We start from the raw sequence: 265 nt of genomic DNA, 5'->3' as shown, positions 1-265 counted from the left end.
GCATCGTCCGGAACTTGTAGAGCGTGAACGGCACCGCTGCCCGGCCGGGTCGGCGCTGGCGGAAGACGGCAGGGGCTCCCATCGTGGCCCTGACCGCTGCCCAGATCACGGCCATGGGGATAGCGAGCACGGCGAGCGCTCCGGCGGAGCCGACCACGTCGAGGGCCCGCTTGGGCAGGTCCACGGTCCACCACCGCTCCAGCTTGGCCACCACCCTGCCGCTCATCCCGCGATCGCTCGCTCGAACACGTCGACCGTGCGCGCC

The 265-nt window shown here is 72.1% G+C and carries 1 protein-coding gene; it reads right to left on the bottom strand.

Translation table 11 applies throughout. The annotated features are described in order from the left end of the window. The coding region (locus ACLJNW_RS25760; protein WP_410961447.1) for a sugar transferase at positions 1 to 226 on the bottom strand (226 nt) is incomplete at its 3' end. Positions 227 to 265 lie beyond the last annotated feature (39 nt).

This window comes from Salmonella sp. SAL4457, assembly GCF_046548235.1.
GTDB classification, from domain to species: Bacteria; Pseudomonadota; Gammaproteobacteria; order Enterobacterales; family Enterobacteriaceae; genus Salmonella; species Salmonella enterica.
Note: the sequence above shows the minus strand (reverse complement) of the source record. Positions and strands in the feature narration are given on the sequence as shown.